Source organism: Gimesia sp., assembly GCF_048260065.1.
Classification (GTDB): Bacteria; Planctomycetota; Planctomycetia; order Planctomycetales; family Planctomycetaceae; genus Gimesia.
Window position 1 is genome coordinate 13,746 of the sequence record NZ_JBLXHC010000004.1, and the last position, 15,894, is coordinate 29,639.

Sequence of the window (15,894 nt, forward strand, 5' to 3'; positions counted from 1 at the left end):
TAAATGATTCTTAATTGGGATAAAATCTATGAGTCGCGAGGTATGTATAGTGGACACGGATCTAGAGGGGCATGTGCAAAAAAAAAGGTTACTGCTATTGAGCATGCAATCGCAATCAATCAACCAAAATCTATTTTGGATGTGGGTTGTGGAGATCAATTTGTTATCAAACATGTGGATCTCACAGGTGTTGACTATGTTGGTATCGACTCCTCGCAATTTGCAATCGACCAACTAAAAGCACAATCAGGCCAGCTTAATGTCTTTTGTGAAGACTTCTTTGAGTTCGACTTCAATCGCACGTTCGATCTGGTTGTTTGTCTTGATGTTCTAATACATCTTGATGACCCGATTGATTATCGCCGATTTACTGAACGTCTCAAACGATTCGCGGTGAAATCGATTCTCGTATCGGGGTATACCCAAGCAACTCCAGAGATAACCAAGAGTAAAGTTATCCATTTTCACGAGTCACTCATGCAGACCTTTGCAGGTTACGAATGTGAAAAATTAGCTGAGTATAGGGATACCACGCTTCTGCTGGTTAACCTGCAAAAACACCGCGATCGCAAACATACGATATGGACATATTGGGAGACGATGAAAAATCATACTCGCCCAAAATATCTCGATCTTTGTGAAGAAACTTGGCATCATCAATGTGGTGATGATTTTGAAATTGTTCGCGTTTCTCCAGAAAATATTCAACAATATGTCCCCGACATCATTCCTGAGTGGCATGGTATACAATGTCTTGCACATAAAGCCGATTATTTAAGAGCAGTTCTAGTTCACCGTTATGGAGGACTGTGGTTAGATAGTGACATGATTGCGTTGAGCAATCTTTCTCCGGTAATGGACCGTCTTCATGAGTCCGGCTCAGATTTTATCGGATGTGGACGTCCCGGAAATCGACCCTCAAATGGGTTCTTTGGTGGCAAAGCAGGATCGATCCTGCTTGGGAAATATATTGAATCCATGGATGCGTTAATTCAATCTCGTAATAACAATTTACGATTTAAATGGACCGAGTTAGGGTATAACTTGCTCTGGCCTTTGACAAAAAACTATTCTTATTTTCAATATGATTTTCGGATTTGTATTCCAATTCATCCAAGCAGATTTCGAGCGTATTTCGATCATCGCAGTCTTGACGAACTGAGTGCTGCAGATTGCGACATTCGTCAAGATACATTGGTTGCGTACCTTTATAATGCTATGTTTCCTGTATGGTTTAAGCAGCTGCCGATAGATTCTGTGCTAAGGAGTTCTATGGTCATCAGCCAAATCATTCGGAGAGGACTGTCGATTGCTAATTGGCAGGAATATAACAACAATGAACATCTTTTTGATCAAATGAAAGCGTTGGGGCACCGTAACAACATTCCTAGCATGCTGCGCCGCGCGGGGTTGAACCATCACGTTTGCGAAATCGGAGTTCGCGCGGGACAGAATCTGGATCAAATCGTTCAAGGGAGTAAACCGAGCGAGTTCGTTGGAATCGATTCTTGGGATTCTGGCGAAATCTCCAGCCAAAATGATGTTGGATTCTCTCAAGTGAAACAAGATCAGTTAGAATCTCAAGTGCGCAATAAATTTGCAAAGTATGGTGAACGCGGGAGGATTATTCGAGGTTACTCTTTTGAGGTGTGCAGTCAGTTTCCGGATGGCTACTTCGATTACATTTATATTGATGCAGACCATAGCTACGAAGCAGTTAAACGAGATCTTGAAGACTGGTATCCTAAAGTGCGAACTGGTGGAATTCTCGCCGGTCACGATTATATCGCTAAGGACTCGAAGCACGTAAAGTACGGTGTGATTGAAGCAGTTGACGAATTCGTCCGGAATCATAATGTTCGTTTTTTTGCAACAACTCCTGAGAATTATTCGAGTTGGTTGATGCTTAAGCAAGGCATGCCTCGTACGCCCAGTTTTTGCTATTGGTCAATTGGATTTGGAAGCGTAGATCATCATGCTATGCTTTGTAGCCTTGTCCAGTCTGCTCGGTCCGTTGGTGTAGAAGAAGACTTTCATATTTGGACCGATCATGGCATCACAATTCCGGGAAGTGAGATACATGAAATTGATCGGCCTTGCAATCCTTCGCTAAGAAATATGTTCAAGGTAGAGGTTCTGAAAAACCTGAATAAATACGAGTATGATTACTATGTATTTTTAGACCCGGATAACTACTTCACGCGGAAGCCGTCAGATGAATCTATTCACACGCTATTGCAACTAGCTGACCCACTCCACTTATCAGTGGAATCTAAAATCAATGATGAAGCATTCTCAAACGCACAAACCCAGAGCTGGCAGTGGCGGGGTATCACACTTCAAGACATTGTTGACATCTGGGCTGAACGGGGCATGGAAGAAAAAAGCGTTTACAATTTGAATGGCGGGTTCTTTGTCATCAAGCGAGATGAATGGAAAAAAGTATATGATGCTTGTTGGGAAGGATTTCATGCTGTTAAGAATAAGAAAGGAATCGAACAAATTGCTGATGAACTAGCATTTGCTTTTGCAATGACTAAGTTAACGAACCCCGAAGGACATCAAATCAAAGACAAGCATGTGAATGATGTCTGGGCTGTAGATCGTGGGAATTACCGAAATAAGTTGCCAGACGGAAAGCCATTTCCTTTCTGGACGAACTGGAATGGCCAAAAATTTATGGTTGACCCAGCAATCGTGCGTGCAATGAAGAGTAAGCCACAACTTATCGAATACGGCAAGGCAAATTCCATTGAAACGTCATGTAGATCGTGAGGCAGATTGGTCGCTGAATAAAAACGAAGGTTTGTGACTGGTGGCATACTTGGGGGCACGTCACATCTAACCGGATTCACCACGCGATTTTGTACGGCTCGAGGATTAAATGGACGATCGCCGCATCGTCTGTCAGCAGGTTGAGGTCTTCGAGGCAACCGGCGAAGACCTCAACAATATCGAACAGCGAGGTTTTATATTCATCTCCAATCTACCTCGAAGACACTGACTTCGACCTACAAAAGTGCTCCGAATCTGTACACACCGTCGCAAGTTTTGGAATGACACCGCTCGCTCCGCTGGCGGTTTACGACCCCGGACTGCAAAGCACGCGTAGGTACCCCGGTCCGTCTGTACGGTCTGTTCCGAATATTCCGATTTGCGCTTCCGCCATTTGTGAGGCATATTTCAGTACCTTCCCGGTCTCTGAAATCTCTGTTTCACGAAAGGTCCAGTGATGACTCCACTGCGGCAGCGCATGATCGAAGACATGGAACTACGGAACCTGTCCCCGAAAACAATCAAGCTTTACATCGACAACGTCTCCCGCTTTGCCCGGCACTTCGGCAAAAGCCCGGAAGTCCTGGGACCGGAGGCCATCCGGACTTACCTGCTGTATCTGGTCCAGGACCGGCAAGTCGCCTGGGGAACCTATAAGCAGGTGCTGGCCTCGCTACGGTTCCTGTATCGGAACACGCTCCAACGCGGCGAGATCGTGCACGACATTCGCTGCCCCCGGCCCGAGCGGCATTTACCCGAGGTGCTGAGTTTTGACGAGGTGCGCCGTTTCTTTCAGGCAGTGCACTCGTTCAAGCACCGCACCATCCTGATGACGGCCTACGCGGCAGGGCTGCGGATTTCCGAAGCCGTCCGTCTACGGGTCTGTGACATCGACAGCCAGCGAATGGTGATCCATGTCGTACAGAGTAAGGGAAACAAAGATCGCTATACGCTGCTCTCACCACTGTTGCTGCAAATGCTGCGGCACTACTGGTGGGCCGCCCGTCCGGACGACTGACTGTTTCTCGGTCCTTCACGGGTCAAGCCGATCGCCGTAGGAACGGTGCAACAGGTCTGCCGGGACGCACGCAACGAAGCCGGCCTGGACAAAGCCGTCACGCCGCACATGCTCCGCCATAGTTTCGCTCCTGCATTGCGTGGTCCCTTCCGGCGGACTGGCGACCGCACACGCTGGGTCGCGGGAGGGGCCGATTTCTTCCTGCCCGTGCGCGTACTCAGCCGGTTGTTTCGTGGCAAGTTTCTGGACCTGCTCAGACAGGCGTATGTCGCAGGGAAACTGAAATTCCCCGGGCAGCTGGCTTCCACCGTCAATTCTGCGGACTTCAAGCGTCTTCTCAACCGGTCCGTGCAGACCGAATGGGTCGTGTATGCCCGGCCGCCGTTCGGCGGCCCCGAGTCGGTACTGAAATACCTGGCACGCTACACGCACCGCGTGGCGATCTCGAACAGCCGGCTGTTGAACGTCGCAGACGGCCAGGTCACGTTTCGCTATAAAGACTATGCCCAAGGCAGTCGGAAGCGGACCATGACGCTCGCCGCCACAGAGTTTCTCCGCCGGTTCCTGCAGCACGTGCTTCCGGACGGACTGATGCGGATTCGGCATTATGGCTTTCTGGCCAACCGCTATCGGGCAGAGAAGACCGCGCTGTGCCGCGAACTGCTGGAAGGATCGGCGTCTCTGAACGAAAATCATTCCCTTGAAGATTCCCCGGTGGCGGGGGAGTTGCCTGCAATCTGTCCATCCTGTGGCCAGGCCGCGCTCCAGAGGTCGCAGGAATTGCCCTCCCGCTGGGAGCGACTTCCTGCTCCATGTTTGGTTCGTGCTTCGCTGTCGGCTTCCGAACTCTGGGAGGTCTGTGACACCTCATGAGCTCTCAGGAAGAGAATCTGTTCGTCGTTTCGATCTCCCATCGCGGGGTGTTTCGGTCGGGGTCTGCGCCGGTGACGGATACCGTCTCCGGGACGCCCCGCACAACCGTCCTGGCAATTACAACCCGCCACAGCGGCCTGCCTCGACACTTGAGCGAACGATCCCGTCGTAGAATTATGCCCGCAATCACAGCGAAAACAGAACGCTGTTTTCACCCTGCGGGCATTCAATCCCCATAGTCGAAATCGCCCCTGCGGTTCAGTCCAATAGATCATATGCCGCGTGTTGAGTACCCCGAAAAACCGCTCCACCTGAATGCTAACACGCTGCATATAATCCTATTTAATATGCCACATATTTCCTTTGAATTTAGTTTGATCGTCTAAGTTGTTAAATTTAGTTGAGTATCGAATATACCATGTTTTAGCTATTTGCACGGCCAGTCGAATCAATAGCGCATTGGCAAGTTGTTTTCTTTTCGTTTCGGGACGTGAATGTGTATAAGTGGCAGTCATCCCCAGGCCATGGCTTGCCCCATTTGTTGCTGAAGTAGAATGTCCCATTAATTCACTGCGGATCAATGGATCCACGTTTCCATCCTGTAAACATGTGGCAAAGAGATGTCGCAGTGATTTGGGGGCGGTAAACTGAGGTAGATCTATCTGCTTTGTCAGCCTGATGAATTCTGTTCGTATCCGATCGGTTTTCAACGCACCACTATCGCGCCAGATTGTTCGTGAGATATTCAGCCACTGGTTTCTATTGATAGCCTTGCCGGAGGCGGTCTCTTCTTGAGCCAGTCGTTGCTGGAGTAAGTCTTCGAGTTGCTTTTCCGAATGGTCATTTATCTCAGGTCGAACGGAGCCTGATGAATAACGACGTTGCAAAAAGACTGGGCCTGTGACTCGATCACCAACTGAGATTGTCAGAACATCTCTGAGTTCATCGATCAATGGGATTTCACGTTCATTGCGTGTCTTAACCTGCCAGCCTAAATGAGGTTTATTTCTGACGTAGAGCATACCCACATTCAGATCGAGATCTTCTGGTAACAACAAGTGCGTGAGCTCTCCTGGCCGGAGCCCCGTCAGCATGAGCGTGAGAAAGATAGGAAACTGCCAGTCGTCGCAGGTTTCCAGGAATTTCTTTTCCTGATCGGGGCTGAAAATGGAAATAACTTTAGCGTTTTCGATTGGGATGCGGTCCAGATCGAGACTGGAGAATGGGTTTTCGGCATACGGAGAAAGGTGCCGTCGTTTTATCGCGTAGCCAAACATACTTCGGCAGCATTGCAGGATGTATTTGATGCCTTTGTCGAGCAGGTGGCGTTTCTGCGAATTCTCATGACCATTGGGAGCGACTTTGATTGTGCGTAGATAATGTACAAACTCTTCTGCGTGTCCGACCTGGAATAGTGATGTTTTTGAAGCCACACCTTTATGCGCGATGAAGTTAATCAGGTGGGTTGTCGCAGCACGGTAGCGGCGGATGGTCTGTAATGAAGATCGCAATACCTGTTCGTGATGGTTGAGCCATCTGGTTTGCAAATCATCGATTTGAACGGGTTCAAAATTGAATACAGAATGAGTGTGAGACTCTAACTGGGAATTGATACGCGCGGCCATCTGCCGGGCCTGTTCTTTGTCCGGACCAATTTTGGGTCGCAAACGCTTGCCATTTTCGTGGTAGGTGAGGTACCAGATTTTCCCGCGGAGATCGCCACGAACTTTGCCGATCCGGAACGTTGCCTTACGGTTTTGATTTGATGATTGCTTCATCAACAGAGCCTTTCAGAGAACCCCCGTGCCACAAAACGCCACAAAATGTGCCACAAATGGGAAGCTCTGGAGCGGTCCAGATAAAGCAAATGCCGCTGAGTTATAGGGTTACAACTCAACGGCAATCAAATAAGCGGAGAGAGGGGGATTCGAACCCCCGGTACCTTGCGGCACACCGGTTTTCGAGACCGGCACATTCGGCCACTCTGTCACCTCTCCGGTTGGATGTTCTCGTATTTATTTCATTCTGTTCTCTCGAATGAACAGACAGCATAGTCAGATCACTGTGCAGCGTCAAATTCGAACAGGTCGAACTTCATATCGATTGTACTGGCACCGCCGGGCTTCACTGCCAACTACCTCTGCTGTTTTGTCGTAAGAATATCAGTGTGTCTTCGTCTCGAAATCCCGTTATACAGTCAGATTCTGTTGAAGGACTGGAAATATAAACGTTTCCCTGCATCTTTCTTGCAGACTCTCTGTCGTCGGGATATGCTGTTATTTATAGATATTTTCTGTAAAGATTGGTTCACCATCAACTTTGGAAAATCAACAGGTACAGAAAATCGCTATCTGACAGCGAACATTTAGTAGATGAAGTAGGTATAATGAGAGCCGGGGTATGTCCATGTTCTGTGTGGCAGCCTTTAAACTCGTGATTTCACAGGTCTAGCGTCCTCTCTTTCACGACCTCGGTTCATCCGTTCATTAGCGATGGAATTTATAATATGCGTCTATTCCATTTTGTTTCGATCGTAAGTCTGTTTACGATTTTGACAACCGTCTCTTCTGTCTCCGCAGAGGAGCAGTATCTCGAATTTCTTCAGGGGTTACGGGATAAAAACTATCACGACACGGCATTGCTGTATCTCGATAAAATTGCAGCCGACAAGTCGACGCCTAAAGAGATTCAGGAGTTAATTCCCTTCGAGCGTGCGATGACACTGTTGATGTTCTCGCGGACTCAAACTCAGCCGGATGAGCAGGAAGAAACACTCAATCAGGCTCTGGCACAGCTGTCGTTATTCACGAAACAGTCTCCCAATCATCCGATGGCAGGGACTGCGAATACAGAACGCGGTAAAATTATACTGGAAAAAGCGGAAGTAGAAGGCCGCAAAGCACAGTCTCCTGCAGAACAGAATAATAAAAAAGCACATCAGGCAGAGGCTCGAAAACTGGTTGCCCAGGCCAGGGACATATTTCAGAAAGCCTATAATCTGCACGAAAAGACCTGGAAATCATTTCCCGCAACTTTCATTGACAAGCAAAAAGAACCGGAAAAATATGAAGCCCGGGCCAAAGCGGAAATTCAATTCATGAGTGCCCAACTGGATCTGGCACAATGTACTTATGCTGAAGCACAAACCTACGATCCCGGCAGTGCTGATTTTAATCGGCTTCTGAAAAAGGCTGCTGAAGAGTATGCCAAAATTCACGAACGTTATCGCAGTCAGGTTGGTGGATTATATGCCCGTATGTGGCAGGGAAAGTGTTTTGAAGAGCAGGGTGAACTGGGACAGGCTCTGGGAGTCTACAATGAGCTGCTGGGACACCCCGGTAATTCACCGGCTATCAAAAGCTTGAAAGATAACTGTCTGCAGTTTCGGTTAATCTGCATGAATGACGAAAAGAAAAAAGACTATCAACTGGTGATCAATGAAGCGGAACAGTGGCTGAAGCAAAATCGTTCTCGCAGCCGCACAGCTATCGGGCAGGGGATTACCTGGGAGCTGGCACGTGCTCAGGAAGCATTGGCTAATAAGGAAGGAACAGACAAGGCAGATCAGGAACGGATTCTCAGACAGGCTCTGGTAAATGCCCGTTTCGTGAATGCCTTTCGGGGGAAATATCGAGATGTTTCCCGGCTGATGATGGGCCGAATCAATGCCAAATTACAGAAAAATTCAGGCGGAGATCCGCAGGATTTTGCAACTGCGTACGGGCTGGGACAGGATCGCCACAAGCAGACTCAGACGTTGAAAGATAAACTGGCAGCAGCCAAGTCTGCAGCGGACAAAAAGAAGGCGCAGGTCGAACTGACACAATACATGGAAGAGACTGCCCGCATTCTGCGAATCGCCTTGAAACTGGCAGATAGTAAAACGGATCCCAAGGAACTGGATCATGCCCGTTTTCTGCTGAGTTATACTTATTATAATCTCAGACGCAGTTATGAATGTGCGATTCTGGCAGAGTTCATTTCGAAGAGCGATGATAAAGTCAATGGTGGCATGTCATTGGATGCGGCTTACCTGGCTTTGGCTGGCTATCTGCAGGCGTATAATGATTCTCCGAAGAATTTGCGTTACGTTGACAATCAGCACATGGAGGCGATCTGTAACCAGATTACCAGTCGATGGCCTGAAAGCGGACGTGCCAATGATGCCCGGATTCAGCTGGGTAATATCTACAGTTCCACTGAACGACCAGCCGAAGCAGCAAAATGGTTTTCTCAGGTTCCACCGACTGCACCTCAATATACTGACGCGCAGATTAGAGCCGGCCAGGCTTACTGGAACAGCTATCTGACAGCCATGTCACGTCGTTCCGAGGCAACTCCGGAAAGTGCGAAAGAATGGTCTGCATTAGCAGACAAGCATCTTCGCATCGGTATCGCAGCAACTTTGAAGTCTCTCGCTCCCAATGCAAAGACTCCAGAAGATTTAACTGCTGCAAAGACATCACTGGCACAAATTGCCTTGAATAACGGTAAGTATCAGGAAGCAATTGACATCCTGACCAAAGACCCGCATTCCGTTCTCAAAGCCATTCATGTCGCAAAAGGAACTAAAAGGCCTGCCAGGGGGGTACAGAGCAGCGAGTTTGCAAATCTTGTCTACCAGTTGCAACTGCGTGGATATATTGGTCTGCAGCAAATCGACCTGGCGCGAAAAGCGATGAAGGAGCTGGAAGAATCCGCCTCAGGCTCTGGAGGGGAATCGATTACCGAGATGTATCGTCAGCTGGGTGAGAAAATTACAGAAGAGATTGAGCGCCTGAAAGCCACTGGAGACACCAAACGAATTGATGATGTGCGAAAATCACTGGAAACATTCCTGACTGATATCTTCAAACGCAAAGACCAGACCTATGGGTCACTGGTCTGGATTGGTGAAACCTATTATGGCATGGGACAGGGAGCCAGTGAAAACCCGACGGTGGCCCGTGGCTATTACGACAAAGCCGCTGCAGCGTTCGAAGAAATTCTGAAACGTCAGGAAGCAACCAGTGATTTCATGCCAGGTAAGTTTCAAGTCGGGATTACACTGCGTCTGGTAAACTGCAAGCGGGAACAGGGTGAGTATGAAGCAGCAATGAAACTGCTTGCCCCGATTGTGAAGGAAAAGAGTACTTCGCCTGAAGTGCAGTTTGAAGCCGCCAGTCTTTTGCAGGCGTGGGCTGGAAGCGGTCAAGGTGATAACAATGCAAAATATCTGGAAGCCATTAACGGGAAGGAACTGGAAAACGGTGCAGTGATTCGTGGCTGGAATTATCTGGCGCGGTTATTACAAAATTCTATGGAAAACGCGAGTAGTGAAGATCTGAAGAAGATGTATCGGAAGATGTACTATGATGCTCAGTACAATAAGGTGGATTCACTCAGAAAATATGCGATTGCCGTCAATGATGCGGGTAGTCTGGATCGCACGAAATCTGAAATCAATGTCTTTGGTCAGACTAACGTTGATCTTCCTGATGATGTCTGGAAGCGGTTCAACGAGCTGTATCGTCAAGTCCAGACCGATATGGGTGAAGATCCACAGGATCTGGCACGACGCTTTAGTGCCAGCGAAACGGTCGCAGCCAATGATGCGACCTCATCACTGAAAACACAGACTCCAGCGGATACCCGGCAGAAAGTGGCACAGCAGCCGACAGAACAGGCAGCAGGGGGATCCAGTACGATGATCATCGTACTGGTTCTGCTGGTTGGAGTTGGTGGAGCCGTTGCTTTCTACTTCTTTGGATTGAAACCTGGGAAGAAAGCACCGCGTCCCTCTTATCAGCTGGCGACGAATGTCATTATGCCTTCCGAGATTCCGGCACCAGCGCCTTCGAGTCCTAAACCGAGTCGCGCGGAACCGTCAAAGTCATCCGTGCCTGATTTCTCTATAGAGAAGCCTCGCAGTAAAGCAGAACCTGCGAAAACCAAAAGCAAACAGCCGACTGAGAAATCAGATTCCGGTAAAAGTGATTCGGGTAACGAAAAACGCAAGCTGACCCCGGAACAGATTGCTGCTCGCAAAGCAAAACTGGCGCAAATGTCGCCGGAAGAAATCGCAGCACGCAAAGCCGCGATTGCCAAGAAAAAAGCAGCTCAGGCAAAACAACAGAAACAGTCACGTCCTCGTCCCGAAAGTGAATCCCAGGACAGCTGATGATTCAGCTGGTATGACTCTGAATTTAGAAATCCACTCGAGATGAGATACCAATTATCGTTGAGGAGCAATTAACTCATGAAACGTCCGATCTGGTCAAGTTTGATTCTGCTGGCAGGGCTTTCGGTTCTGACCGCGTCAAAAGCTACTGCTGCAGATACGATTTATCAATATGACAGCAACAGTCCGCTGCTGGGAGATGTCAGTGGCTATACAAAGACGGAACTGACTTTAAAACGCGGTGCTACCAATGTCAAAATTCCAGCGAACGAGATTGAACGCGTGCGCTGGGACGGTGAGCCACCACAGTTGAATATTGCCCGCAATCAGGAGCAGAACGGAAATTTTGCAGCAGCTTTGGAAGAGTATAAGAAAGCAGAAGGTTCTGCGAGTCCGAATCTGAAAAAGAGCCTGCAGTACATGATTGCCCGGGCGACTGCCAGCAGTGCTAAAGCAAATCCCGCTCAATTGGATAATGGCATTAAAATGCTGGATGATTTTGTCAAAGCCAACGCTGATCACTTCAGTTATTATCCTGCGATGAAACTCCTGGGAGAATCCTATCTGGCAAAGAAAGATTATGCGGCTGCCAATTCCGCATTTGGAACCGTTGAGCGTTCCCCCTGGAAAGATTACCAGATGTACGCCAAGAATATGAAAGCACGGGTGCTGCTGGCTCAGGGAAATACAAAAGGGGCTTTGGCCGCATTCGAAACGGTCGCCAAAATGGATGGCAAGACACCAGGTGAGCTGGCCAGTAAGCATGCCGCGCAGCTGGGAAGTGCCATCTGTCTGGAAAAAGAAGGCAAACCTCAGGATGCCATCAAAGTCCTGGATGAAATTATCAAAAATGTCAGCTCCACGCAGAGTAGTCTGCTGGCAGAAGTCTATCTGAAAAAAGGGGACTGTTACCAGGCTTTAGGTGAATCGAAGGAAGCGCTGATTGCCTATCTGCACGTTGACGTTCTCTTTCCTTCGGATCCCGCTGTGCATGCAGAGGCTTTATATCACCTGTCAACACTTTGGGGAAAAGTTCAGAATAAAGAGCGGGGAGCAGAGGCACGAGCAGTATTGCAGCAGCAGTATCCCGACAGTGAATGGGCGCAAAAAGCCGCTAAAGGCTGATAAATTGACGTGAAAGTCAGATTGCTGGCAAGATTCGTCAGGTCTACCCTTTACAATGCAATTTCGGCCTATAAATAATAGCACACTCGTATTTAAGACACTTTGAGTCCTACAGCAAGATATCCACGATTAACACTCCTTTCAGTAGACCGGAGACCACAACGATGATGATGGGGAATTCCTTGGAACGGAATCAGACTTCACTGGCTTTTCGTAGCCTGAGCATATTATTACTTCTGGCTGTCGTACTGACACCCTTTGGTCTGACAGCGAACAGTTGGGCCTATCAGGACGAAGCGGCACCTGCTGCAAGTGATGCACCGGCTGCGAATGAAGCTGCCGCTCCGGCTGCTGAACCAGCAGCGGGCGAAGCTCCTGCTGCCGGCGGTGGTGAAGCCCCTGCAGCTGCTCCTGCCGGGAATGCACCACCTGCAGCACAGGAAAGTTTCCTGGCGTGGATGATTCGTGCTTCCGGATTTTTCGGTCTGATCCTGTTGCTGCTCTCTTTTCTGATGGTGGCGTTGATCATGGCGAATGTCCTTTCCATCCGTCGCGACAACCTGATGCCTCCCGATCTGATTGGTGCTTTTGAAGAGAAAATCAATAACAAGGATTACCAGGGAGCCTACGAACTGGCAAAAAGTGACGATTCTTTTGTTGCCCGGGTATTGGCTGCCGGATTGAGTAAACTCAATCAGGGCTACTCCGAAGCAGTCGAGGGCATGCAGGAAGTGGGCGAAGACGAAAACATGGCCATGGAGCACAAGCTGAGCTACCTGGCTCTGATCGGTGCGATTGCTCCGATGATCGGACTGATGGGTACTGTTTATGGTATGATTTTGAGTTTCCAGACGATTGCCAACTCTGCGACTTCGCCTAAGCCCTCCGAGCTGGCAGACGGTATTTCCACAGCGTTGTTTACGACTCTGGAAGGTTTGACCGTCGCGATTCCCGCGATGATTTTCTACAGTCTGCTGCGAAACCGGGTCGCCCGTTTTTCACTGGAAGTCGGCATGATCAGCGAAAGCCTGATGAATCGCTTCTCTTCCAGCAGCAAATAAAAATGTCATCGATCAAACAGACAGGATGCACTTTGCATCCTGTCAAACCCTGATTGAGCAGAGAGTGATTCAATGAAAATTAAAGGAAAAAAGCCGGCAGTAGCTGACGTGGATATGACGCCGATGATCGACATCGTATTCCAGCTGATCGCGTTTTTCATGGTGATTACCAACTTCGAACAGATTCAGGCGGATGAACGTGTGAAACTGCCTTCGGATTCTCTGGCAAAACCACCCGAAGTGAAAGCTGCGGATGAACTGGTGCTGAATATCGGTTTTGACCGGAACGCTGCAGGGGAAATTACCGATCCCGAAGCCTATATTTTTTATAATGGTGAGCAGATTCCCGTGCTGAAATTCGGACCAAAATTCGAACAGGAAGCGCGTATTTACAAGCAGAAAAATCAGGATCCGAAAGACGTACCTGTGATTCTGAGAGCCGATGCACTGGTGAAAACAGGTCTGGTTCAGGATCTGATTAAATTGGCGCAGGAAAACGGCTTTACCAAATTTGCCTTCAAAGCAACTCAAAAAATCGAATAACGACCCTTAACAGGCTACTGTTGACGGAATCGTTTTTTATTTGTCAGGATCAATTCCTATGAAGTTACGCAATTCAGGTCGAGAAGCGGAAAAGATCGAGCCACAGATGGCGCCGATGATCGATGTGGTTTTTCAGCTTCTGATTTTCTTTATGTTGACGCTGAATATCGTGGAGCCGGAAGGCGACTTTAATGTCAACATGCCGATTACTAACAGTTCGGAAGCTTCAGATGAACCACTGCTGCAGACTGATATTAAAGTCAGGCTGATTGCGAATGAAGATGGTTCTCTCAACAACATTCGAGTAGGACAAAACAATCTGGGTAACGGTCCCAATGTATTTGCCGGCCTGAATAATGAGATTCTGTTGTATATCATTAAACCAGGGAGCGCGATTTCTAAAGATATGGAAGTCGAGCTGGAAGCCGATTACAACCTGCATTACGAATATACCCTGAAAGCGGTGAGTGCCTGTACCGGTCGCCTGGATCCTTCCGGGAAACATATTGTCCGTTACATCGAAAAAATCAAATTTGCACCACCCGTGGGCCGTCCAACTGAAGGCGGCTAATCGATTCATGGGAATAAATCTTTGAACAGCTCACAGACACGCTTGTCTGTGAGCTGTTTTCGTTTTGTCAAAATGATGGAAATAGAGACAGTTCTTCAGGGCAGACACACGCGGAATGTTTGCGAAATTCATGTTAGAATCAATGGTTCTGATTTCCTTTTCAGTAGCAACCGCCATTTTGTTTGGCTATAGTGTACGATTATCCTTTGCCCGAAACGGGTATCAAGGTTTTTAATAACAGCTTTGTGTTTAATGGTTTAACAGACCTGAATATAACAGCTGATGTTTGTTGTGTGTTTGGGAGATCACACAATGATTTTGTAACCTCGTTCTCTTTGAAGATCAGGAGGAGTGAAAGTCGGTTATTAAGATGAAGTTTCAGTGAAGGAACAGACGAGGTCCTGAATCGAAACCTGACTGACTGTCACAATTCAGAATTATCATAGAGCGAACGAAGTGCTGTCTGGAAATTTCCGACCTGGATCGTTCATAAGGCTGAGTACAGCGTATGCATGTCCCGGTTTGCGAATTGCCTGTTTGAGCAAAATCAAAATCATTCCCAATCTCTTGGATGTCTGAGACTTATTTCCGGAGAACAGGGATGTTACTGGATCAGATTCAAGCAAATCTATTAGCTTGAATCACCTGTTTTTACAATGAGTTTCAACATGCGAGAATCAATGGGGACAAGTAACTAGTATCTTGCCTTAGACTTAAAGTGATTCATTTGTAATGTTGTTAATCAGTATTCGTGTGCTCTACGCATTTGTATGCGCAGGAGCCATCGCCACCTTTGTCAGTTCTAACCCGCCCAGCCCCGTCGATCAGTCGCCACTGCTCGCGTTTGTTCTGCTGATGATTCTGACACAGGCAGTGACCTGCCTGGATCTGCTCATTGGACGTAAACGGATCGAACTGGTCTCGGCCATCTATTTCGGCCTGCTGGTCGGTGTGTTGCTGAGTTTCTTACTGAAACTGGCTTTAGATCCGGTGATATCCAAGACACCGTGGGGTGAGGGAGTGGTCATGATTACGACACTCACCCTGCCTTATCTGTGTATTTCGTTTCTGCTGCAAACCAAAGATGACTTTCGTTTTATTGTTCCTTACGTTGAGTTCTCTCGAGAACTGAAAGGGGGCCGTCCCCTAGTGCTGGACAGCAGTGCTTTGATTGACGGACGAATTGCGGATGTCGTCGAAACGAAAATTCTGGATTCCGAAATGGTGGTTCCCGATTTTATTCTTAAAGAAGTTCAGGATATCGCCGACAGCAGCGATAAGGTCCGTCGTGTGCGAGGCCGACGTGGGCTGGACATTCTATCGACTCTGCAGAATAACCCAACCGTTGATATTTCGATGTACGAAGCCAAGGAAACCGACAAGGAAAAAGGGCTCACCGTCGATCAGCGGCTGGTGGTTGCCGCGAAAAAACTGGGTGGAAAAGTCGTCACCAACGATTTCAATCTGAATAAGGTAGCCAGCGTACAGGGAGTCGATGTGATCAACCTGAATGATGTTGCCAATTCACTAAAACCACGCTACCTGCCTGGCGAACACATTCAGTTAAAAATCATTAAAGAAGGAGAATCACAAGCCCAGGGTGTAGGATATCTGGATGATGGTACAATGGTGGTTTGTGAACAAGCCAATCATCTTGTCGGACGAGATGTTGATGCTGTTGTTACCAGTGTTCTACAGAGTAGTGCAGGTCGCATGATTTTCGGTCGAGTGACCGAAAGTCGTTGAGACAGGTATCTCTCTTCCGGCG

Annotated in this window: 11 protein-coding genes and 1 tRNA gene; 10 read left to right on the forward strand and 2 right to left on the reverse strand. The window is 48.2% G+C overall.

All coding sequences use genetic code 11. The features are described from left to right. The first annotated feature begins 3 nt into the window (after window positions 1–3). From ACN0YN_RS08440 to ACN0YN_RS08455, 4 genes are all read left to right on the forward strand, one after another. On the forward strand, window positions 4–2,775 hold the full coding sequence (locus ACN0YN_RS08440; protein ID WP_417384562.1) for a class I SAM-dependent methyltransferase: 2,772 nt from the start codon (window positions 4–6) through the stop codon (window positions 2,773–2,775). Window positions 2,776–3,232: 457 nt separating this feature from the next. Then, a complete protein-coding gene (locus ACN0YN_RS08445) occupies window positions 3,233–3,793 on the forward strand; it encodes a tyrosine-type recombinase/integrase (RefSeq protein ID WP_417384995.1) in 561 nt (186 codons plus the stop codon). 45 nt (window positions 3,794–3,838) lie between these two features. Next, window positions 3,839–4,666, forward strand: a complete 828-nt coding sequence (locus tag ACN0YN_RS08450; protein ID WP_417384563.1) for a transposase — start codon at window positions 3,839–3,841, stop codon at window positions 4,664–4,666. After that, window positions 4,663–4,905, forward strand: coding sequence for a hypothetical protein (locus ACN0YN_RS08455; protein ID WP_417384564.1), 243 nt, complete (start codon window positions 4,663–4,665; stop codon window positions 4,903–4,905). Before ACN0YN_RS08450 ends, ACN0YN_RS08455 begins: the two co-directional genes overlap by 4 nt. Window positions 4,906–5,004: 99 nt before the next feature. On the opposite strand, the gene ACN0YN_RS08460 is transcribed toward ACN0YN_RS08455, so the two are convergent. Both ACN0YN_RS08460 and ACN0YN_RS08465 read right to left on the reverse strand, forming a co-directional pair. After that, a complete protein-coding gene (locus ACN0YN_RS08460; protein WP_417384565.1) occupies window positions 5,005–6,291 on the reverse strand; it encodes a tyrosine-type recombinase/integrase in 1,287 nt (428 codons plus the stop codon). 287 nt (window positions 6,292–6,578) lie between these two features. After that, window positions 6,579–6,663: transfer RNA gene (locus ACN0YN_RS08465), tRNA-Ser, on the reverse strand. A gap of 509 nt (window positions 6,664–7,172) precedes the next feature. On the opposite strand from ACN0YN_RS08465, the gene ACN0YN_RS08470 reads away from it, so the two are divergent. From ACN0YN_RS08470 to ACN0YN_RS08495, 6 genes are all read left to right on the forward strand, one after another. Further along, window positions 7,173–10,826, forward strand: a complete 3,654-nt coding sequence (locus ACN0YN_RS08470) for a hypothetical protein (protein WP_417384566.1) — start codon at window positions 7,173–7,175, stop codon at window positions 10,824–10,826. A 78-nt stretch (window positions 10,827–10,904) separates the two neighbouring features. After that, window positions 10,905–11,951, forward strand: coding sequence for a tetratricopeptide repeat protein (locus ACN0YN_RS08475; RefSeq protein ID WP_417384567.1), 1,047 nt, complete (start codon window positions 10,905–10,907; stop codon window positions 11,949–11,951). 164 nt (window positions 11,952–12,115) lie between these two features. Continuing rightward, window positions 12,116–13,012, forward strand: coding sequence for a MotA/TolQ/ExbB proton channel family protein (locus ACN0YN_RS08480; protein WP_417384568.1), 897 nt, complete (start codon window positions 12,116–12,118; stop codon window positions 13,010–13,012). Window positions 13,013–13,084: 72 nt separating this feature from the next. Beyond that, window positions 13,085–13,555, forward strand: coding sequence for an ExbD/TolR family protein (locus ACN0YN_RS08485; protein ID WP_417384569.1), 471 nt, complete (start codon window positions 13,085–13,087; stop codon window positions 13,553–13,555). A gap of 58 nt (window positions 13,556–13,613) precedes the next feature. Beyond that, entirely contained in the window at window positions 13,614–14,126 is a 513-nt protein-coding gene (locus tag ACN0YN_RS08490; RefSeq protein ID WP_417384570.1) for an ExbD/TolR family protein, read from the forward strand. A gap of 732 nt (window positions 14,127–14,858) precedes the next feature. Then, entirely contained in the window at window positions 14,859–15,872 is a 1,014-nt protein-coding gene (locus ACN0YN_RS08495) for a PIN/TRAM domain-containing protein (protein WP_417384571.1), read from the forward strand. Window positions 15,873–15,894: the final 22 nt, after the last annotated feature.